This is a genomic window from Candidatus Contendobacter odensis Run_B_J11 (assembly GCF_000531125.1).
GTDB classification, from domain to species: domain Bacteria; phylum Pseudomonadota; class Gammaproteobacteria; order Competibacterales; family Competibacteraceae; genus Contendibacter; species Contendibacter odensensis.
The window spans coordinates 1-21,194 of the sequence record NZ_CBTK010000077.1 but is presented as its reverse complement, the minus strand read 5'-3'; the positions used below and the strand labels follow the sequence as shown (position 1 = coordinate 21,194).

At 57.7% G+C, this 21,194-nt stretch carries 18 protein-coding genes; 13 read left to right on the top strand and 5 right to left on the bottom strand.

What is annotated here, in order from left to right; translation table 11 throughout:
• Positions 1 to 6 precede the first annotated feature (6 nt).
• Positions 7 to 906: a phosphoribosylaminoimidazolesuccinocarboxamide synthase gene (locus tag BN874_RS06475; RefSeq protein ID WP_154724775.1), complete on the bottom strand. Its 900-nt coding sequence runs from the start codon at positions 904 to 906 to the stop codon at positions 7 to 9.
• A gap of 198 nt (positions 907 to 1,104) precedes the next feature.
• On the opposite strand from BN874_RS06475, the gene BN874_RS06470 reads away from it, so the two are divergent.
• From BN874_RS06470 to BN874_RS06460, 4 genes are read left to right on the top strand one after another with little or no spacing between them, the layout of a single operon-like run.
• A complete protein-coding gene (locus BN874_RS06470) occupies positions 1,105 to 1,767 on the top strand; it encodes an energy-coupling factor ABC transporter permease (protein WP_034431604.1) in 663 nt (220 codons plus the stop codon).
• 37 nt (positions 1,768 to 1,804) lie between these two features.
• Positions 1,805 to 2,671 carry a co-chaperone DjlA gene (gene djlA, locus BN874_RS06465; RefSeq protein ID WP_051497506.1) on the top strand — a complete coding sequence of 289 codons (867 nt, stop codon included), beginning with the start codon at positions 1,805 to 1,807 and terminating at the stop codon, positions 2,669 to 2,671.
• A 13-nt stretch (positions 2,672 to 2,684) separates the two neighbouring features.
• Positions 2,685 to 2,825 (top strand): hypothetical protein, encoded by a 141-nt coding sequence (locus BN874_RS24285; protein ID WP_154724774.1) that lies wholly within the window; start codon positions 2,685 to 2,687, stop codon positions 2,823 to 2,825.
• Positions 2,826 to 2,834: 9 nt separating this feature from the next.
• Entirely contained in the window at positions 2,835 to 4,388 is a 1,554-nt protein-coding gene (locus BN874_RS06460; protein WP_051497505.1) for a fumarate hydratase, read from the top strand.
• Positions 4,389 to 4,446: 58 nt separating this feature from the next.
• Here BN874_RS06460 and BN874_RS06455 read toward each other — a convergent pair whose 3' ends face one another.
• Both BN874_RS06455 and ccoS read right to left on the bottom strand, forming a co-directional pair.
• Positions 4,447 to 5,211 (bottom strand): GAF domain-containing protein, encoded by a 765-nt coding sequence (locus BN874_RS06455; RefSeq protein WP_034431603.1) that lies wholly within the window; start codon positions 5,209 to 5,211, stop codon positions 4,447 to 4,449.
• 452 nt (positions 5,212 to 5,663) lie between these two features.
• Complete coding sequence (gene ccoS / locus BN874_RS06450; protein WP_034431602.1) at positions 5,664 to 5,861, bottom strand: cbb3-type cytochrome oxidase assembly protein CcoS; 198 nt, start codon at positions 5,859 to 5,861, stop codon at positions 5,664 to 5,666.
• A gap of 134 nt (positions 5,862 to 5,995) precedes the next feature.
• On the opposite strand from ccoS, the gene BN874_RS26375 reads away from it, so the two are divergent.
• The 6 genes from BN874_RS26375 to BN874_RS22280 all read left to right on the top strand — a co-directional run bounded on the left by BN874_RS26375 (position 5,996) and on the right by BN874_RS22280 (position 13,576).
• Positions 5,996 to 6,313, top strand: coding sequence for a transposase (locus BN874_RS26375; protein ID WP_154724772.1), 318 nt, complete (start codon positions 5,996 to 5,998; stop codon positions 6,311 to 6,313).
• 30 nt (positions 6,314 to 6,343) lie between these two features.
• Entirely contained in the window at positions 6,344 to 9,064 is a 2,721-nt protein-coding gene (gene polA / locus BN874_RS06445; protein WP_034431601.1) for a DNA polymerase I, read from the top strand.
• An 81-nt stretch (positions 9,065 to 9,145) separates the two neighbouring features.
• The gene (locus tag BN874_RS06440) at positions 9,146 to 10,867 is read left to right on the top strand and encodes a DUF262 domain-containing protein (protein WP_034431600.1); all 1,722 of its coding nucleotides are present in this window, start codon (positions 9,146 to 9,148) and stop codon (positions 10,865 to 10,867) included.
• Between the two features lie 20 nt (positions 10,868 to 10,887).
• A complete protein-coding gene (locus tag BN874_RS06435) occupies positions 10,888 to 11,439 on the top strand; it encodes a hypothetical protein (RefSeq protein WP_034431599.1) in 552 nt (183 codons plus the stop codon).
• A gap of 76 nt (positions 11,440 to 11,515) precedes the next feature.
• Positions 11,516 to 12,817, top strand: a complete 1,302-nt coding sequence (locus BN874_RS06430) for an AAA family ATPase (protein ID WP_034431598.1) — start codon at positions 11,516 to 11,518, stop codon at positions 12,815 to 12,817.
• 3 nt (positions 12,818 to 12,820) lie between these two features.
• On the top strand, positions 12,821 to 13,576 hold the full coding sequence (locus BN874_RS22280) for an HNH endonuclease family protein (protein ID WP_051497504.1): 756 nt from the start codon (positions 12,821 to 12,823) through the stop codon (positions 13,574 to 13,576).
• Positions 13,577 to 13,687: 111 nt separating this feature from the next.
• On the opposite strand, the gene ppk1 is transcribed toward BN874_RS22280, so the two are convergent.
• A complete protein-coding gene (gene ppk1 / locus BN874_RS06420) occupies positions 13,688 to 16,030 on the bottom strand; it encodes a polyphosphate kinase 1 (protein WP_230314351.1) in 2,343 nt (780 codons plus the stop codon).
• A 33-nt stretch (positions 16,031 to 16,063) separates the two neighbouring features.
• A complete protein-coding gene (pap, locus tag BN874_RS06415; RefSeq protein WP_034431597.1) occupies positions 16,064 to 17,587 on the bottom strand; it encodes a polyphosphate:AMP phosphotransferase in 1,524 nt (507 codons plus the stop codon).
• 184 nt (positions 17,588 to 17,771) lie between these two features.
• On the opposite strand from pap, the gene BN874_RS23360 reads away from it, so the two are divergent.
• The 3 genes from BN874_RS23360 (at position 17,772) to BN874_RS06400 (ending at position 21,188) form a co-directional block, all read left to right on the top strand.
• Positions 17,772 to 18,806, top strand: a complete 1,035-nt coding sequence (locus BN874_RS23360; RefSeq protein WP_081756193.1) for a lytic transglycosylase domain-containing protein — start codon at positions 17,772 to 17,774, stop codon at positions 18,804 to 18,806.
• Positions 18,807 to 18,813: 7 nt separating this feature from the next.
• Complete coding sequence (locus tag BN874_RS06405; RefSeq protein WP_081756192.1) at positions 18,814 to 20,835, top strand: transglycosylase SLT domain-containing protein; 2,022 nt, start codon at positions 18,814 to 18,816, stop codon at positions 20,833 to 20,835.
• A gap of 86 nt (positions 20,836 to 20,921) precedes the next feature.
• On the top strand, positions 20,922 to 21,188 hold the full coding sequence (locus BN874_RS06400) for a hypothetical protein (RefSeq protein ID WP_034431596.1): 267 nt from the start codon (positions 20,922 to 20,924) through the stop codon (positions 21,186 to 21,188).
• Positions 21,189 to 21,194 lie beyond the last annotated feature (6 nt).

Below are 21,194 nucleotides of genomic sequence, written 5' to 3'. Positions count from 1 at the left end.
CTACGCTCAAACCGCCCCTGTCAGCCGCTCCAGCGCCTCGCGATACTTGGCGACGGTTCGGGCGACAATCTCCGGCGGCAGCTCCGGTCCCGGCGGCTGTTTATCCCAATCCAGCGTTTCCAGATAATCGCGCACGAACTGCTTATCGAAACTGGGTGGATTGACGCCGGGCTGGTACTCATCCGCCGGCCAGAACCGTGAAGAGTCCGGGGTCAGCGCCTCATCCATCAACACCAGTTGATCGTGCTCGTCCAGCCCGAACTCGAACTTGGTGTCGGCAATAATGATGCCCCGCGCCAAGGCGTAGTCCGCCGCTTCCCGATACAGTTGCAGACTCACCGCCCGCACCCGCTCTGCCAACTCGACTCCGATCTGCCCGGCGATGGTCGCAAAGCTCACATTCTGATCATGCGCACCCAGCGCCGCCTTAGTGGAGGGCGTGAAAATCGGTTCGGGCAAGCGGTCGGCCAGTCGCAATCCTGCCGGTAAGGCGATGCCGCATACCTCCCCACTGCGCTGGTAATCCTTCCAACCTGAACCGATCAGATAACCCCGCACGATAGCCTCTACCGGCAAGCCTTTGAGCAGTCGCGCCACCACCGCCCGATCGGCGATGCGGGCGCGTTCGCCGGGATCAGGCAACACCTGCGCCAATGTCCTCCCAGCGAGTTGCAGATGATTTGGGATGATGTGGCGGGTACGGGCAAACCAGAAATTGGAAACCGCGGTCAGCACCGCGCCCTTGCCGGGAATTGCCGTCGGCAGGATCACGTCAAAAGCCGACAGCCGGTCGCTCGCCACCATCAGCAGGTGCCGGTCATCCAACGCGTACAGATCGCGGACCTTGCCGCGATAAACCAGCGGCAGACTCTGAATATCGGGCGGGGCGATAGTGGACACGGCCATGAATGGACAACTCCTTGGTTAAATAAAACGCTTGAAGTTGAGGATTTTAACCCAAGAATCTCGCCCGGCTACTTTCCTTCGTCATTCTGGGGAAAGAAGGAAAGTTGCTGTAACCCCAAGGGCCGACAGGGGGCGCACTGGCTGTTCGCGCTGATTTTCCGCACTGTTGCACTTTCGCCGATCCGGTATGCTTGCACCATGCATATCAACGACCTTTTACTTTCCAGCGATCTGCTGTTGTTCGCCGACTTCATCTGGCTGCTGGTACTGGTGCAGGCGGTGCGATCCGCCCCGTGGCGCGCTTTTCTGGCCCATTCCACCCGCCAGCATGTGTTCGCGGGCGCTTCGCTCGGACTGTTTCTGATCTGGAGCTTCGCCGTCGGCGTCCGTCCAGCGCTGGGTTTCCACTTTCTGGGCGTCACTGTGTACACCCTGATGTTCGGCTGGTCGCTGGGCGTCATCGGGGTCGGCCTGGTGATGGTGGCCGTGACGTTCACCACCGGCGACTGGTCGGCGCTGGCGTTGAACGCCTTATTGATCGGGGTACTACCGGTTTCGGTCAGTTACGGCATTTATGCCCTGGTTTACCGCTATCTGCCGCACCACTTGTTCATTTATATTTTCCTGTGCGCCTTCTTCAATGCCATGCTGGCCGCCGCTGCGACGGTGCTGGCGCTGGTGGTTCTGCTCGTCGCTACCGAAACCTATAGCTTCCACCGCATCAGCAGCGACTATCTGCCCTTTGTGCCGCTGTACCTGTTTCCGGAAGGGTTGCTCAATGGGATGACGATCACCGCCCTCATCGGAGTGCGGCCCGACTGGCTGAAAACCTACGACGACGCGATCTATCTAAAAGGTTAATCCGCACGGTTCCGATCTCTGGAGCCAGGCATTTCATTTGATCCAGCGAGGCATCAAGATCATCGTGTTTGGAAAACTGTTTGGTGGAGCGTTCGGGTTTATGGTGGGCGGACCCTTGGGGGCGCTGATCGGGGCAGCGGTCGGCCATAATTTCGATCAGGGCGATCAGAAAAAAGTGGCAGCGCCGACCGCTGCCGAGGGCGGCGATCATACCCAGATTACTTTTATCATCACCGCATTCCAGGTCATGGGGCACCTCGCCAAGGCGGATGGCCGGGTGTCGGAGCAGGAAATTGCTACCGCCCGCGCCCTCATGGATCACATGCAATTGAGCGCTGGACAGCGGCGTACCGCGATTGACTGTTTTACCGAAGGCAAACAACCGGATTTTGCCCTGGACGCCGCGCTCGAAGCCTTCCAGCGCGCTTATCGTAGCCGTCCCGCGCTGGTGCAACCGTGGTTGGATGCGTTGCTGAATGTCGCCTATGCCGACGGCAGTCTTCATCCGCAGACGCATACCCGACTGCTTTACATCACCGAACAACTGGGTATTGCCCGCCTGCAATTTGAAGCCTTGCACACCCTGTTTCGCGCCCAGCGCTGGACCCAGCAACATACTTCGGGCGGGCACGGCAGCGATGATCACGCACACCGGCAGCGGCCCCACGACCGACGCCCGACCACCGCCGTCAACTCCACAGCTCAGGCCTATAGTGTATTGGGATTGAAGCGTGACGCCAGCCCTGACGAAATCAAACTGGCCTATCGCCGCCTGATCAAGCAGCACCACCCCGACAAGCTGGCGGCCAGCGGGGTTTCGTCGGCAGTTCTAGCTCGCGCTACCGAAAAAACCCGCCAGATCACCGCAGCTTACGATTACATCCGCGAAGCGCGTGGATTTTAAGTGGAACAAAGGGTTGAAACGATCTCCGAGTGATGGAACGGCCAGCAAGCATCCGGCCTGTTCCTTCCTCACTGCCGCCCGGCGCAATGCTGTTAAAATAGCGACGCACAACCCGTTCCGGGCGCAGCCCCGCGCCCCCATTCCCCGCCTGTGAGAGCACATCATGACCACCATTCGCCAGGAAGATCTCGTCCAGAGCATCACCACCACCATTCGCCAAGACGATTTCATTCAGAGCATCGCCGACGCCTTTCAGTACATCAGCTACTACCACCCGGTTGACTATATCAAGGCGCTGGCGCAAGCCTACGAGCGCGAAGAAAGCGCAGCGGCCAAGGACGCTATCGCTCAAATTCTGATCAACTCGCGGATGTGCGCCGAAGGCCATCGCCCCATCTGCCAGGACACGGGTATCGCGCTGGTTTTCCTCAAAGTCGGGATGGATGTGCGCTGGGATGCAACGCTGAGTGTGCAGGAGATGGTGAACGAAGGAGTGCGCCGCGCCTATCTCGACCCGGATAACAAACTGCGCGCCTCGGTGCTGCTCGATCCGGCCGGCAAGCGCGTCAACAGCAAGGACAACACCCCAGCGGTCGTGCATTACGAAATCGTCCCCGGTCACCATCTGGAAGTGATCTGTGCAGCCAAGGGTGGCGGTTCGGAGGCGAAATCCAAGTTCGCGATGCTGAATCCGTCCGATAATCTGGTCGAATGGGTGCTAAAGACCGTGCCAACCATGGGTGCCGGCTGGTGTCCGCCAGGCATCCTCGGCATCGGCATCGGTGGCACCCCGGAAAAAGCGCTGCTGCTGGCGAAAGAATCGCTGATGGCGCCGGTGGACATTCAGGAATTGATTGCACGCGGCCCCTCCAACCGCGCCGAGGAATTGCGTATCGAGCTGTACGAGAAGGTCAACGCGCTCGGCATTGGCGCTCAGGGTTTGGGTGGCCTGACCACGGTGGTGGATGTCAAGGTGCTGGACTATCCGACCCACGCCGCCAATTTACCTATCGCGATGGTGCCCAACTGCGCTGCGACCCGTCATGTGCATTTCCACCTTGACGGTACTGGCCCGGTGAAGCTGGAACCACCGAGTCTGGCCGATTGGCCGAAGTTGACCTATGCGCCAACCAACGCACGCCGGGTCGATCTGTCCACCGTGACCCGCGCGGAGGTAGCAAGCTGGAAGCCGGGCGAAGTGCTGTTGCTGAATGGCAAGCTGCTCACCGGTCGCGACGCCGCTCACAAGCGGATGACCGACATGCTGAATCAGGGACAGAAATTGCCGGTGGATTTCACCGACCGCTTCATTTACTACGTCGGCCCGGTCGATCCGGTGCGTGACGAAGTGGTCGGCCCTGCCGGTCCCACCACTGCCACCCGCATGGATAAATTCACCCGGCAAATGCTGGAACAGACCGGCCTGTTGGGCATGGTGGGCAAATCCGAACGCGGTCAGATCGCGATTGACGCGATCAAGGACAACCAGGCGGTTTACCTGATGGCGGTGGGCGGCGCGGCGTATCTGGTCTCCAAGGCGATTAAAGCCTCCAAGGTTCTGGCCTTCGCCGATCTCGGCATGGAGGCGATTTACGAGTTCGAGGTGAAGGATATGCCGGTCACTGTTGCGGTGGACTCGCAGGGATCCAGTGTGCATAAGACCGGGCCGAAAGAATGGCAGATCAGGATCGGCAAGATTCCGGTGGTAGAAGCCTAAGTTTAAGCGGCTGACCAAGCACACGGCGGGGGAGAAAAATCGGGTCGTGATCGTGTTTTCAGCGCGATTCCTCCCGCTCCGCCCGGCGTTTGTGTTTTTCGAGGCTCTGGTTAAACAGATGAATGACTTCGGTGGCGGTGCGCAGAATATCCGGTGGACTAAAACCGGCGTCAGTGAGTTCACGGTAGACGGTCTTGGCTACGATCTTGGCCAGCTTGGCCGGATCGGGGTTGATCGCGGGAGGAGAAGCAGCCCCGCTGGATCGGGAATCCACGGCTATGGCGTGTTGCAGGAAACGGGAATTGAGCAGGTTTTGCAACTGCACCACATGAATGGATTTACCCACGAACCGGGCAAATACCTGCAACAGGTTGAGGTCGGTTTGGCGGAAACAGCGGTTGTCGCTGGGATTATTCACGTTTATCACGCCGATAACCCGGTTGCTGAGCCAGATGGGCACCGCGATCAGGCTGGGGTTGGCCGTGTCGCTACGACGGGCCACCGCCGCGAATTCGGAGTGAGTCACATCTTCAACCAGCAGTGGCTGACCGCTGGAGGCGACACGCCCGGCAATGCCCTGATGAAGTCGCACCGACTCCTGTTGCGCGACCGCCGGGAGATCACCGTAATAGGCGTAAACCCGTAATACCGGCGCGGCTACTTCCTCGTCCTCCTGGATCAACATAATAGAGCAGTTGTTGACCTGAAGCAGATGCGCTGTCATGGTCGCCAATTCCCGTAAGCCGTGATCGAGGTTAATCTGCTGCTCTAATACGTTCGACAACCCGATCAATTTGATCAGAAAATCAGGATCGATGTGCATGGCGCTCACTTTACACTTCCTTATTTCATTTGGATTTCAGGACGACCTTTTTCGCAATAGGGTAACCATGGATACACGAGTATCCTTTCAGAAACCTGATTCACTCCATTAGAATTGAGTCGCAACAAAAACCGCCTTCCCCCTCACGGAGAAAGACGGCTGTCGTAGATATTGAAGCTGGATTTAGAACAGATTGCCCCAAGGCACGACCGAGAGGAAGCTCAGCCACGCGGCGGCAATCAGGATGAAGATGATGATCAGCGGGAAGTTCTGGAAGGTAAACATGGAAATTATCCTTAGTGACTTATAGTGGGAATGCGGCAGTTCCCGGTATCTTGATTTATAAGGATTTTTTCGTGTAATCCATGTTACATATCGAAAAAATACCTTTAGAACCATCTTGCTAAAAAAAGAGACCGGGAACTACTCATGGAAATACTAAACGCTTTCTCTCATTCATCCAAGGATTTATCATCTTTGCGCCCCGCACGGTAGCGCGGAATGCACGGATCGTCGTCATCCATCAGGATTCGATGGGCCGGACCTTCCAGATCATCGAATTGTCCGTTCCGAACGGCCCACAGAAACGCCCATAACGCCATGCCCACAACTCCCAAGGCCATCGGAATCAGCAGGTATAGAATCCGCATGATGCTATTACCTCCGTTGTTCACTCCGCAGCATAACCTTCACTGTTTGAAGAAGATACCGTCTTGACGGCTCACTGTACAACAGCGAAGTTGGGGTCGAACGGTTGACTGGGTTTCAAGAAAGCAAAGGCGATATGAATCAACTTTCTCATAGCGATACAGGAGATAACTTTGCCCTTTCTATATCATTTTCCATTGGTAGCTTACTCAGGTATCCACATTCGACTCTACAAGAATTCTCGAAGAACAAAATAATAGAAAATAAGCATCTTAATCAATTCCTATATATGATCAATAACTGGGAAGAGTATGTATTAAACTATTTCACGCATCGATTCACGAGCAGTATTATTAAAGGTATTAGTAACTCCATCAAAACAGTGAAACGCATGGATTGCTATTCTCGCAATTTTGTCAACTTTAAGCAACAAATACCGATCGTTTTTGCCTAGTTTCACAATAATACTCGAAGGACCAATTTAATGACACTACCCAAATCCATACTGCTGATTGACGGTTCTTCCTGGCTGCACCGGGCATTTAATGCGTTGCCAGCATTGAGTACAAAATCCGGTGAACCCACCGGCGCACTTTACGGCGTGTTGAACATGCTGCGTCGGCTGTTGGCTGATTATCAACCCAACTACTTGGCAGTGATCTTCGACGCGCCCGGCAAAACCTTTCGCCATGAGCAATTCGCCGATTACAAGGCGCATCGCCCACCGCTGGACCCGCTGCTGATCGCGCAGATCGAACCGCTATACGCCTGCATCCGTGCCTTGGGATTGCCGCTGTTGCAAATCTCAGGAGTCGAAGCCGATGACGTGATCGGCACCCTGACCCACCAGGCGACAGCGCGGGGTCTGCCCGTATTGATCGTCAGCGGCGATAAGGATTTAGCGCAACTGGTCGATGAGCAGGTGCGAATGCTGGACACCATGAAGAATGTGGTCACCGATGTAGCCGGAGTAAAGCAGAAGTTCGGAGTGCCGCCGGCGCTGATCGTGGATTACCTAGCGCTGGTCGGCGACAGTTCCGACAACATCCCTGGTGTGAACGGGGTCGGGCCAGTGACCGCCGCCAAGTGGCTATGCAAATACGGCTCGCTGGACGCGCTGATCGCCAACGCTGCCGCCATTTCCGGCAAGATCGGCGACAAATTGCGGGCGGGATTGGAACAATTGCCGCTGTCCCGGCAACTGGCGACTTTGGATTGCAACGTCGCGCTGCCGCTGGCATTTGAGGAGTTGCAGCCCGCGCCGCCGGATGTCGCCGCGCTGCGGGCACTGTATGAACGCTATGAATTCCGCTCCTGGCGGCGCGAACTGGCGACGGAGACCGTGGCGAATACCGTGCCTGCACCGCACGTTGATCTCGTTGAACCGGAAACCGCCGATCCAGCGAATTACCAACTGGTGCTGGATCAGGCTGCATTCGACGCTTGGCTGGAGCGGTTGCAAACAGCGGAGCTGTTCGCGTTCGATACCGAAACCACCAGCCTGAGTTATCTCAACGCCCGCATCGTCGGCGTGTCGTTCGCGGTGCATCCGGGTGAAGCCGCTTACGTGCCATTGGCGCATGATTATCCCGGCGCGCCGGATCAGTTGAATCGGGAGTGGGTGTTAGAGCAGTTGCGCCCGTTGCTGGAAGATGCGGAGCGACCAAAGCTGGGCCAGCATCTCAAATACGATGCGCACGTGCTCGCCAATCACGGTATCGCGCTGCGCGGTATCCGCCACGACACCCTGCTGGAATCTTATGTGCTGGATTCCACCGCCTGGCATGATCTGGACTCGCTGGCGGAACGGCATCTGGGGTTGCGCACTATTCACTTCGAGGATGTGGCCGGCAAGGGCGCGAAGCAATTGAGCTTCAATCAGGTCGCGCTGGAACAGGCCGGCCCCTACGCTGCCGAAGATGCCGACGTGACCTTGCGCCTGCATCGTTGTCTGTGGCCGCGACTGGAACAGGAACCCGGCTTGCGACATCTGTATGAAGCGCTGGAAATCCCGCTGATTCCGGTGTTGCTGCGGATGGAGCGGATCGGAGTGCGCGTCAACGCGGCGGCGTTGCGCCAGCAAAGCGGTGAATTGGCGCAACGGTTGTGGGCGTTGGAACAACAGGCGTATGCGCTGGCTGGCGAGAGCTTCAATCTTGGTTCACCCAAGCAATTGCAGATGATCCTGTTCGAGCGGATGGGACTGCCGACCGGTAAAAAGACCGCAACCGGCCAAATCTCCACCGCCGAAGAGGTGTTGCAGGAACTGGCGCTGGACTATCCGCTGCCACGGCTGATTCTGGAACACCGCACATTGAGCAAGCTGAAGTCCACTTACACCGACCGACTGCCCGGCCAGATTCATCCCCACACCGGCCGGGTTCACACCTCCTACCATCAGGCCGTCGCCAGCACCGGGCGGCTGTCGTCCTCCGATCCCAATTTGCAAAACATCCCGATCCGCACCCTGGAAGGCCGGCGCATCCGCCAAGCCTTCGTGCCGGAACCCGGTTGGATGATGCTGGCAGCGGATTATTCACAGATTGAGCTGCGAATCATGGCCCATTTGTCCGGCGATGAAGGTTTGTTGCGGGCTTTCGCCGCTGGCGTCGACGTGCATCGCGCCACCGCCGCCGAGGTGTTCGGCGTGGCGCTGGAGGCGGTGAGTTCCGATCAGCGGCGCAGCGCCAAGGCGATTAACTTTGGGCTGATTTATGGCATGTCCGCGTTTGGGCTGGCCCGGCAACTCGGCATCGAACGCGGCGCGGCCCAGGATTATGTGAACCGCTATTTTGCCCGTTATCCGGGGGTCAAGGCGTATATGGACGACACTCGGCGTCAGGCTGCTGCGGTGGGCTACGTCGAGACGGTGTTTGGCCGTCGGCTGTATTTACCCGACATCCGCGTTCGCAACCCGCAGCTTCGGCAAGCCGCCGAACGCGCCGCCATCAACGCGCCGATGCAGGGCACCGCCGCTGACATCATCAAGCGGGCAATGCTGGCGGTGGATCGCTGGCTGCAACAATCCACCTTCCCGGCGCGAATGATCATGCAGGTGCATGATGAACTGGTGTTTGAGGTCGCTGGCGAGTCGGTCGCTGAAGCCGGTGAGCGGATTCGGGCGGCGATGATTGCGGCGGCGGAATTGCGGACGCCGCTGGAGGTGGATATTGGCGTGGGCGCTAATTGGGATGAGGCGCATTGAGCAAAGTGGCGCGACGGATCATGGCTGTTCCCTGGGCCTCACCGACTATCACAATGACCCCTGCGCTGGAGGAAAAACTTTATGTCCGCGACCAACTTCAACACCAAGAATGACACCCTCAGAAAATTACTGGGCAACGGCCTGACCTATCGTATTCCCCGCTTCCAGCGCGATTACAGTTGGGGAGAAGACGAATGGGACGATCTCTGGCAGGACATTCTCGGCACTATCGCGGTAGGCGGAGAACCGGCGCACTACATGGGCTACCTGGTTCTGCAATCGGCGGATGACCGGGTTTTCGACGTTATCGACGGCCAGCAGCGGTTAACCACCCTCAGTATCATCGTGCTGGCGGCGCTCAAGAACCTGCAACGCTTGATCGATGAAGATAAAGATCCTGATCGCACCCAACAGCGTTTTAACCAGCTTCGCCAAACCTATATCGGCTACCTCGATCCCGTCACTTTGGTGCCTCGGTCTAAGCTCACTCTGAATCGGAATAACGACAACTACTACCAGACCTATCTCGTCCCTTTGGCCGAGCACCTGCCACAGCGCAGAATCCGCGCCTCGGAACATAGTCTGCGCAAAGCCTTCGAATGGTTCGACCGGCACGTTCGCGACTACGTCAAAGCCAACCCATCAGAGGATGTCGGCAGGATCATCGCCCAACTCATCGAGAGTATGAGCGACCGGCTTTTCTTTACCGTCATTACCGTGACCGACGAACTGAATGCCTACAAGGTGTTCGAGACCCTTAACGCCCGTGGCGTCCGTCTTTCCGCCACCGATTTGCTGAAGAACTACCTGTTTTCGGTGCTGCACCGGCAGCGGGAACACGAGCATGAACTCAAGAACCTGGAAGATCGTTGGGAAAACATGGTGGGGCGACTGGGCAGCGAAAGCCTCCCGGATTTCCTGCGGATGCACTGGAATAGCCGCAATGCTTTCGTGCGCCAGTCCGAGTTGTTCAAGGTCATTCGCGGCCAGGTGGACACGCGCGAGCAGGTGTTTGAGTTGTTGCGCGGCATGGATGAGGATGTGGACCTGTACCTTGCCCTGACCAGCCCGGAGGGTTCGCAGTGGCCCCCGGCGTGGCGCGACCATGCCAGCAAATTGCGGATGTTCAGCGTGCGGCAGCCCTTTCCTTTGCTGATGGCTGCCAAGCGCCGTCTGACGGACCCCGAATTTGAAATCCTGCTGCGCGCCTGCGTGATGATTTCCTTCCGCTACAACGTGATCGGCGGTCTGCATACCGGCGACCAAGAGCGGGTTTATCACAGCGTGGCGCAGCGTATCGCCAACGGCACGCTCACGACATCGGCCAGCGTGCTGGATGCGCTGAAAAGCATTTACCCGGCGGATGAAGCCTTCCGTGCTGCTTTTGCCGACAAATTTATCAAGACCACCGCCAGCCGCAACAAGAAAATCGTGCGCTACATTCTCTGTGCGCTGGAGAAACAAGCCTCTGGCCAGGATTTTGAGTTTGAGAGCGCCAGCTACAATCTGGAGCACATCCTGCCGCAAAACCCCGTGGCCGGGTGGGAAACGTTCACCGATGAGGAACTGGATGCTTTCGTGTACCGACTCGGCAATATGGCGCTGATGGAAACCGGACGTAATCGTGAGGTCGGCAACGCCGATTACACTGCCAAGAAAGCCGCCTACGCAGTCAGCACGTTCTCGCTGACCCACAAGGTGGCCGAAGAAAATGAAGACTGGACACCCTCGCGCATCGAGGCCAGGCAGCGGGCGCTGGCCAATATCGCTACCTGCGTCTGGCGCGTGGCCCAACTGGCTTGAATGGTGGAGCTGTAGCCGGTATGCGCACCTCAGTTCCAGAAAAGATCATCAAGATCATCAATGAAATCGACGCCAAAGGAAACGCCAAGCTGACGCGGCTGACCGTGTTGAAAAAATGGTTGGAGCCGCCGGGGCGGTTGCCTGCCTTTGGCCTGTGGATGGCAGCCTGCGCTGCCTCGCGCAAAAGGGAGGCGACCGAAACTGCCGGGAAATTGTTCGACGAAGCCCACGCTTTGTTAGCAGCGTATGAAATAGGCGCGCCCGGTCCCAGCCGATTTGCGGCAGAAGATTTATACAAGCGGCTCCAAAGGTTTCAGAGCGAATACCAGAACCGGAACTGGGCAACGGTTCGTATTATTCGTCATTGGGATCTGCTGCTGGTGGAGGAGGGGCTGGCCCTTTACTTGCGGCATCATGCTTCACCGTCCCATGGCTATAAACTGGCCGCAGACTACTGCCAGCATCACGACTTGCACTACGGCAACAGCTTGAGTGGGCCTTCCCGCCTCAAACTGGAAGAAATGGTCCGCTTCATGTTTGCCCTTGAAGCGGTAGAGAACGGCGTGGCGTGAATCGGTGACGGTTTACGAGGCAACAAAAATTGGGGTAGGTGGCAACTATGATAAGGCACATTAAAGGGAGTGCCATATGTACATTGGTAAAGTAATACTGAAAAACATCCGTGGTTTTTCAGATCTGCAATTCGATTTTGTGCGACCTGACGGCGGTTACGCCGGCTGGACGGTATTCACAGGCGACAACGGTTCTGGCAAGAGCACTTTACTCAAGGCTATTGCAGTCGGGCTGACCGGAAAGGACACCGCACGGGCGTTGCAGCCGAGCTTTCACCGTTGGATACGCCAAGGAGCAGAGGACGACGAGGCGTCGATCCAGTTAGAGATTGTTCGTCAGGGAGAAGACGATACTCTTACCGATTCTGGGAAAAAACCAGGGAAAGCATTCCCGGCAAAGATCACGCTGAAGAGCGGTGGCAAGGAAACTACCCTCCAATCTGCAATACCGGTCAAGAAGCCGAAAAACTATTCCACCCCGGACCGCACCATCTGGTCCACCGACGCAAAGGGATGGTTTTCTTGTGGCTACGGCCCGTTTCGCCGGGTGTTTGGAGCATCACCGGAGGCGGCCCGGCAAATGGTCGCGCCTTCCACCGAGCGTTTTGTCACCATGTTTCAGGAGGCCGCATCGTTGGCCGAAGTGGATCAATGGTTGCGAAACCTGAAACACAAGGAGTTGGAAAACAAAGCTGCCGAGCGTGAACAATTGACGTTGCTCCTGAACATCCTCAGGGACGAACTTATGCCCAACCAGATCACGCTGGATCGTGTCGATTCGGATGGGCTATGGCTAAAAGATCGGAATGGTGTGCAGCTTTCCTGGAGGGAGATGAGCGATGGTTACCGTGCGGCGCTGGCTCTTCTAGCTGATATTCTGCGCCACCTCATCAATGCCTATGGTATGGACGGCTTGACTGAGCAGGGTCCAGACGGCAAGTTTTTTATCAAGCGCAGCGGCGTGGTGCTGGTCGACGAAATCGATGCTCATCTGCATCCTGAATGGCAACGGGAAATTGGTTTTTGGCTCAAGCGGCATTTTCCCAACATCCAGTTTTTGGTCACCACGCATAGCCCGATCATTTGCCAAGCCGCCGACGAGAAAGGGCTTTTTGTGCTACCTGAACCCGGCAGCGATATTCCTCCCCAGCAATTGAATGACGAGGAATACCGGAAGGTTATCGCTTCGCGCCCCGACACCATCTTGCTAACTTCCGCCTTCGGCCTGCAAAACACTCGCTCACCCCGAGCGGTGGAAGGACGGGCGGAACTGGCGAAGCTGCGAGCTAAACAAAGGGCAGGAGGAAAACTAACTGCTGAAGAGGCTAACAAGGATAAGCAGTTGGAGATCTTCGTTGCGGATGAAGAGGAGTTGTAGTCGATGCGCCATGTGATTCGGGCGCATCTGAAGGCAGATGTCGAAAATAAGCTGAAGAAAAGGCAGAATGAGGTCAATCGCAAGCGCACTGGTGGTTCTCTGGACATTGAACGGGAATGGAGGAACGCCCGCAAGACTCACCCGTTACAGGTTGTGCTTGCTACTCTCAAAGGCATGATGGGGGTGCGTGAACGTTGCATGTACTGCTTGGACTCGCATGGCACGGACATAGAACATTTCTGGCCCAAGATGCCATACCCCGAAAAGATGTTTGTATGGCCGAATCTGCTGCTGTGCTGTGCCGAATGCGGGCGTTTCAAGGGAAGTCGGTTTCCTCTTTCCGACGATGACCAGCCCTTGTTAGTCAATCCGACTGTGGAAAACCCTTGGCAGCATCTGGATTTTGATCCCATCACTGGAAACATGGTGGCGCGGTTTGATGTGCAGGTGAACGACTGGTCGCCGAAAGGGCTAAAGACCGTTGAAGTGCTTCAACTGGATCGCCGGGAAGCCTTGGCGTCTGGTTACCGAAAAACTTTTATGCGCCTCTCTGCTCTGGTTGAGCAATACCTTGCCACCGGCACGCCGACCGCCACTGATCTAATAACCGAGTTATGGGAGGGTGATGATCATGGCCTGCTGAATTGGTGTTTCTTCGGCAGCGGGCAGACTATGCCGCCTTTTGGCACGTTGCGCGCCAACCATCCTCAAGCTTGGGCCGAGTCTATCGCCGCTCTCGAAATGCTAGTAAATCCGTGATTCGTATTCAGGACTTTCGCTTCATACGGATCGACCTGAAGATGTGGTGCGAACGCGGGCATAGCCCGCGCTGCGATCCGCTGTTTTCCAAGATTTATATACAACGGCTCCTCAATTCACCGCCCGCCGGGCGATACCCTTGGGTTTACGCTTCTTGAGGCGTAGCGCTTCCTTTTGCCGCTTTTCCGCCAGTTCGATCAGAATCTGCTGGGAGCCACGCAGGTCATCGTTTTCGCCCGGCATTCGCTGCACATAGCTGCCATCGGATTGCATGTCCCAAGCAGTGCGTCGGTCATTAAGCTGCACTTCCAGAATCTGCCGTAACTCCTGCTTCAATTCTGGATGATCCACCGGCGTTACCACTTCAACCCGGCTTTCCAGATTGCGCTTCATGCAATCCGCCGAGCCGATGAAATACTCTTCGGTCTCACCATTGAGGAAATAATAAATCCGGGTATGCTCCAAAAACCGCCCGACGATGCTGATCACCCGCACCCTCTCTGACAGCCCCGCGATACCCGGACGCAGCCGGCAGGTATCGCGCACGATTAAATCCACCTTGACCCCAGCCTGTGAAGCTCGATACAGCGCTGCGGTAATGTCCTTGTCTTCCAGCGCGTTCATTTTGAACTGAATCAGTGCGGGCTTAGCTGCCTTGGCATGGTTAATCTCGCGCTCGATCTTATCCAGCAGCGCCGGTTTCAGCACCTTGGGCGCCGGCAGCAACTTCCGGTAGTTACGCTTGGGGACATAACCGGTGGTCAGATAATTGAACAGCTCGGTCAAATCCTCGCCAATCGCCGGATCGCAGGTCAGCAGACCCAGATCGCAATAGAGGCGGGCAGTGCCGGCGTGATAGTTGCCGGTGCCGATATGGGCATAACGGCGCAGGCCGTTGAAATCGCGCCGCACTACCAGAATCACCTTGCTGTGAGTTTTCAGTCCCACCACGCCATAAGTGACATGGATGCCGGCTTCCTCCAGCCGGTTGGCCCAGCGGATATTGGCCGCCTCGTCGAAGCGCGCTTTCAATTCCACCACTACCGTCACCTGCTTGCCGTCCTGCGCGGCGTCGATCAGATACTCGATGATCTTGGAATCCGACGAGGTGCGATACAAGGTCATCTTGATCGCCAACACTTTCGGATCGTCGCTGGCTTCCAGCACAAACCGCTCCACCGAAGTCGCAAACGACTCATAAGGATGCTGCAACAGGATCGGTCCAGTATCGCGGATGATATGAAAGATGTTGCGCTTTTTGTCGCCCAGCTTGGGATGATCGAGCGGATGTTGTGACGGATCGTGCAGTTCGGGTCGGTTGATGCCGACAACCTGAAACAGATCGCGCAGCGCCATCATCCCGTCGACTTCGAAGACCTCAGTAGCCTCTTCCAACCCCAGTTCAGCGGCCAGCATCCCTCGGTGGTACGGATCCATGTTTTTTTCCACTTCCAGCCGGACAATGGGCGCGAACCGACGTTCGCGCAGTTCCGACTCGATCATCACCAGCATATCGTCGGCCTGGTCCTCGTCGCGCTCGGCAATCGCGTTGCGGGTGACGCGGAACAATTCACAGGCTTCGATCACCATGCCCGGAAACAGCAGATCGAGATTGTGGGCGATCACCTCCTCCAGCGGGACGTATAACTCCTCGTCGCCGACCTTGAGAAAGCGCGGAATGCCCGAACCTACCGGCACCTTGATTCGTGTCAGCCCGCTGGATTCATCGTTGGCATAGCGCACCGTCACCAACAAATTGAGCGACAGGTTGGACAGGAACGGGAACGGGTGCGCCGGGTCCATGGTCTGCGGCGTGACCAGCGGGAAGATATTGCGCAGGTAGTAATCGCGCATTTGCTTACGCTGCGGCTCCGCCAGCCGCTGGTAGCTGCGCAGCACGATGCCCTGCGCCTTCAACAGCCGGTGCAGATGGGAGGATAACAGCCGCTGCTGCTCCACAATGTCGCGCACCACCACCAGGCATTCGCTCAACTGCTGTTCGGGGCTGCGCCCGTCTACCGTCAGTTCCCGCACCCGTGCCCCGATTTGCTGCTTGAGGCCACCAATGCGCTTCATGAAAAACTCGTCCAGATTGGAGCTGACAATAGCCAAAAACTTGACCCGCTCCAACAGCGGAGTGCGCTCGTCCTGCGCCTCATGCAGCACCCGCTGATTGAACGCCAGCCAGGTCAACTCGCGGTTCAGATACCATTCTGGTGCATCGGGATTGAGGATTGGCGGCGGTTCGTCCGGCGTGCCCGGCGCTGCCACGAGCGGCTGATCATCGTGTTTGTGGCGGCCAGGGCGTGATCGCGTTTTAGCCACTTCAACCACTTCGGTCACTTCAGCCATTTCAGCCATTTCAGCCACTTCGGCTACTTCGGCTACTTCGGCTACTTCGGCTACTTCGGTCACTGCAACGCCTTGGAATGAACTCTCAGCTTGTTCGATCATGGTCCCCGCACCTTTGGATGGTTTTTAGTGAATTCAAGAGGATTTCGACCCGCCAGCCAGCGCTGCTTCCATCCGCTCGCACAGCGTTCGCAGCACTTCAATTCGGGTATGGCGCTTATCGTTCGCCTCAATCAGGGTCCACGGCGCCTGGCGGGTGCTGGTGTGTTCGACCATATCGTTCACCGCCAGCTCGTAGCTCGCCCAACGCTCGCGGTTGCGCCAATCTTCGTCAGTCAGCTTCCACGCCTTGTACGCGATCTGCTCGCGTTCCTGGAACCGCCGCAACTGCTCCTCCGGGGTGATATGCAGCCAGAATTTCAGCAACACGATCCCGCTCTCGACCAACTGCGCCTCGAAATCGTTGATCTCGGCATAGGCGCGCTGCCATTCGCGGGTGCGGGCGAAGCCCTCAATTCGCTCCACCAGCACCCGCCCGTACCAACTCCGATCATAGATGGTGACATGACCGGCCCGTGGCAAATGTCGCCAGAACCGCCACAGATAATTGTGGGCGGCTTCCTCGTCAGTGGGGGCGGCGATCTGGATTACCTGATAGTCGCGGGCATCCAGCGCACTGGTGATGCGCCGAATGCTGCCGCCTTTGCCGGCGGCGTCCCAACCCTCAAACATCAGCAGTGTTGAAACCTTGCGGTCGCGGGCGCTGCGCTGCAACTGATTCAGCTTAGCCTGATACCGTTTCAAACTGGCGTCATAGTCGTCCTTGGCCAGGGTTTTGCTCATATCCAGATGCGACAACACCGTCACCCGCGCTGATCCGTTGGGGTCTACCGCCGGAACTGACGAGTGGGCAGTAGCTTCACTATTACCGTCGCCCCGCCCCGCCTTGACCTCATCCAGCCGAAACCGAATCGCGTCGCGGAGGGTGGTCGCTACGGTGACGCTGCGATAACGCTCGTCGTAGCCCTCGACGATTTTCCACGGCGCCAGCCCGGTGCCGGTCTTCATCAGGGTGCGTTCGGCGGCGGCAATGAACTGGTCGTACATTTCCCAGTGCCGCCAGTCGCGCTTGGAAATCTGCCAGTGCAGCAGTGGACTCTTTTCCAGCTTGCGCAGCCGCTCTTTTTGCGCATCCTTCGACAGGTGCATCCAGAACTTCAGGATCAACGCACCGTCGTTGGCTAAAGTCTGCTCGAAGGTCTTAATCCGCTCCAGCCGCTCGTCAAACTCGGCCAGGCTGGTATGCCCGTACACTTGATCGAGGATCGGCAGCGAATACCAGGAACTCAGAAACAGCCCAATGCGACCATTGGGCGGCAATTCCCGCCAGAATCGCCAGTATTCCGGGCGGTCGCGCTCCTCGTCGGAGGGATCGCCAAAGGCCCGGGTGATCAGCCAGCGCGAATCCATCCATTCGTGCAGTTTGTTGACTGTTTCACTCTTGCCGGCACCGTCGACCCCGGCGAACACCACGATGACCGGAAACCCAGCATCCCGCAGTTCCATCTGCATCATCAACAATTCCTGCCGCAACTGCGGAACCTGCTGGTGGTAATCCTCTTTGGGCAGCTTGCGTTGCAATTCAGCGGTTCTAAACATCAGTGTCCTCATTCACATGGATTCGGAAGGGGGGGCAATCAGGCCGCTGAGGCGGTTGCGATTGGGCGGTTTATGCTAATCTTAACGAGGTTGACCGACAGACGCTTGACTCTCCGGCGAAAACCAGACGGTCGCCGACCCTCATCAATCTGAATAAGCCTTCAATAAAATCAAGGAGAAGCTGATGAAGCGGCGATTATTAGCCGGTCTGATTCCAGCAGCGCTGGCCCTGCTATCCGGGCCGGTTCAGGCCGACATCTACGCTTTCGTGGATGGTAACGGAGTCCGGCATCTGAGCAACGTCCCTAATGATCCCCGCTACAAACTGGTGATGCGCACCCCGGCCTACCGCAAGGAATCCGCCCAATCCGCCTCCAGCTTCGCCCCCAGCAATCTGTACGCGCCGGGCGGCGCTTCGATGACGCCGCGCAATTATTATACCCAGCCGACTGGACGCACCCGCTTGTCGCGGATCAACGAAGGCAATCGTCAGCGGTTCACTGCCGATATTAACCGCATTGCGGCGCAGTACCGCCTGGAACCGGCGTTCATGCACGCCGTGATCAGCGCTGAATCAGCTTATAACCCGTGGGCGGTGTCTCCCAAAGGCGCCATGGGGCTGATGCAACTGATGCCCGGCACCGCCGAACGCTTCGGTGTCGGCAACCCCTACGATCCGATTGCCAATATGCATGGCGGCGCCCGCTATCTACGCTGGCTGCTGGACCGGTTCAACGATCCCCGGCTGGCGGCAGCCGGCTACAACGCGGGTGAGGGCGCAGTGCAAAAGTACGGCAATCAGGTTCCGCCCTATCAGGAAACCCAGACTTATGTGGTCAAGGTGCTGAACTACTACCAGCAATACCGACAGGGTGGCCTGTATAACACTGCGTATAACACCAGCGCGGGCAGTAGTCCCCTGGCGCTGAATCGCAGCAGCGATGCGGGCGGAAATTACGCGGGTAATTTCTACTCACGCGGTCCCGGTGTCGTCGTGATCACTCCACGCACCGGCAACCGCCCCGCCAGCCTGACCAATCTTTCCGCTCAATCCGCTTCAACCACCCAACCGCGCACCTATCTACCACCCAACGGCAATCGGGTCATCAGCGGCAGCAGCAGCGCGGGTATGAGCCGGCCTGCCGTCACGGTTAACCCGCCCGCCCGATCGGTCACGCCTGCCGCTGCTAGCCCTCTGTTTGCGGGCAACGACAAGTAATCAAGGCATGAACCAGCGCCGTAGCCGGCGTGGCGCTTCTTATCTGAATCCAGCCGGAACTCCCAGCGGTTCCGGGTGGCGCTTGCCGCGTCGTGGATGGATACCGTTACTGGTTGCCATGCTGACCATTGGCATAGGCGGCGATGCAAGCGCGACGGAATCCTTATCTGCGTGGCGGGAGGCGTTTCAGAATGCAGATCAAGCGCTGCGCAACGGGGTCTCGGTAGACTACGCCTCACTCCGTACCTATCCGCTTTATCCTTACCTGCGCTATCAGGAACTCAGCCGCCGTTTGCCAGAATTACCCGCTGCCGAAGTCCGCGAGTTTCTGCAAACTTACGCCGATTCACCCTTGGCCGAACGCTTGCGCGGCATTTGGCTGCGCCAGCTCGCCACCGCCCGGCGCTGGGACGATTATGGGCGTGACGCAGTTCCCAGCCGCGATCCCGAACTGGACTGCTGGCGGCGGCAAGCCTTATTGAATAGCGGGCAGAAAGAATCGGCGCTGCTGGGTTTCTCCACTCTTTGGCTGCGCGGTACGGCGCTTCCGGTCGCCTGCGATCCGGTGATCACCGTTTGGCGCAGTCAAGGGGGGATCACACCGGAATTGCTCTGGCAGCGGTTCGCGCTGGCGATGGATCGCAACAGTTTGGGGCTGGCGAAAACCTTGCGTGAAGCGATGCCTGCTGCCGACCGGAAGCTGGCCGACCATTGGCTGGTTATTGCCGACGATCCGCCACGATTGCTGGAAAACGGGCGCTTTGATTTCAGCGATCCGCGCACCGGGTTGATTGTCAGCGATGGTTTGGAACGCTGGGGTAAGCGCGATGGGCTGGCAGCGGCAGCGGCGCTTGATACCCTCAAGCAGCGTGACCCACAACTGGCCCCCCGACTGGTAGAGGTGGAACGATGGCTGGCCTTGTGGATTGCCAGCGACTATCACCCGACGGCATTAGCGCGGCTGGCGGCGGTACCGGATACGATGGTGGATCGTGATGTGCGGGAATGGCGGGTACGAATCTGTTTGCGGCAGGGCGACTGGCCGGCGGCGTTGTACTGGCTGGATCAACTGCCGGCGGAAGAACGCGACAGTCCGCGCTGGCAATACTGGCGGGGCCGGACGCTGGAGGCACTGGGTCGCGTGGAAGAGGCTAAACCGATTTATCAGAGCATCGCCCAGCAGCGCGATTATCACGGTTTTCTGGCCGCCGACCGGCTCAGTACGCCCTATGCCATTCCCAGCACTCCGCTGACGATTCCCGCGACCGAACTGGATGCGTTGCTCACCGGTTCGCCGGGTTTGCAGCGGGCGCGGGAGCTGTACATTCTCGGACGGGAGCTGGAAGCCGACGCGGAATGGCGGCAGGCCACCCAGGGTTTCGACCGTCCGGCGTTGCAACAAGCCGCAGTGCTGGCACACCGCTGGGACTGGCATCCGCAAGCCATTGCTACTATCTCCCGCGCCGAGCATTGGGACGATCTGGAGTTGCGGTTTCCGCTGGCCTATCGCGAGGGGGTCATCAATAACGCTCGCACCGATACGGTCGATCCCGCTTGGGTATATGCGGTGATCCGGCAGGAAAGCAGTTTCCGGCCTGATGCCCGTTCGCCGGTTGGGGCATTGGGGTTGATGCAGATCATGCCCGCGACGGGTCGGCAGATTGCCCAGGAATTGCGGGATGTCTCCGCCGACAATCCTCCTCTATTGCGCCCTGACATTAACATTCGTTATGGCGTCCACTACCTGCGGCAGATTCTGGAGCGGTTGCAGGACAATCCGATGCTGGCCACCGCAGCCTATAACGCCGGCCCGAACAAAGTGGCGCAATGGTTGCCGGCCCGTGACACCGTGCCCGCCGATGTGTGGGCGGAAACCATCCCCTATCGCGAAACTCGATCCTATGTACAGCGGGTTATGGAATACGCCGCTATTTATCAGCGCCGACTGGGTGCGCAAAGCCCCGAAACGACTCTCGGCGCTCGGATGAAACCGGTATTGCCGCCGGAAGCAACCCGCCCCAATGGTTAAAACCCTACCCTTTCATTAGTAGGACTTTCGCTTTCCGTCATTCCCGCGTAGGCTGGAATCCAGTAAGCCGCTGAAAAGATTGGCCCGTGCTGAATTTGGCGCGCAATGACCGGATGACCCGTGCAACGCTAGACTCGCTGGCGACTTCCGCAACTATCCCTGAAGTGGCTGATTTTCTTCAGAGAGTGAAGCGACGCTATCAAGACCAATGGCCGATCAGTTCTATGGATGATTTGCAATCGCTGTTGTCCAATTTGTTAAGCCAGCCGCAAGCCGCACTCTATAAGCTTGGGGATCGCTATAGCTCTCCTATGCAGGTTGTGGAATTTTTAGATACCATTCTATTTTTCTAAAATTAA